The organism is Achromobacter sp. SIMBA_011 (genome assembly GCF_046535435.1).
Lineage (GTDB): Bacteria > Pseudomonadota > Gammaproteobacteria > Burkholderiales > Burkholderiaceae_B > Achromobacter > Achromobacter dolens.
In genome coordinates this window covers 1-244 of record NZ_JAWRWN010001050.1, presented here as the reverse complement: position 1 = coordinate 244, position 244 = coordinate 1, and the positions used below count along the sequence as shown (strand labels likewise).

The following is a 244-nucleotide window of genomic DNA, read 5'->3' as shown; positions in this document are numbered from 1 at the left end:
GCCCGAGCTTGCCGTACAGCGGTGTCTGGACCGGCCCCGGACTCACCACGTTCACGCGCACGCCGTTCGGCAGCAACTCCGTCGACAGCGTCTTCGCCAACGAATTGACCGCAGCCTTGCTCGCCGCATACACCGACGAGCCCGGCATGCCGATATGCGCGTTGATCGAGCCGTTGATCACGATCGACGCGCCGCGATTCAACAGCGGGACGAGCGCCTGGATCTGGAAGTACGCGCCCTTCAC

General features: G+C 65.2%; 1 protein-coding gene. It reads right to left on the bottom strand.

Annotated elements, in window-relative coordinates; genetic code table 11:
* Nucleotides 1–244 (bottom strand): SDR family oxidoreductase (locus SB816_RS34235; RefSeq protein WP_410548528.1); only part of this gene is annotated, 244 nt, incomplete at both ends.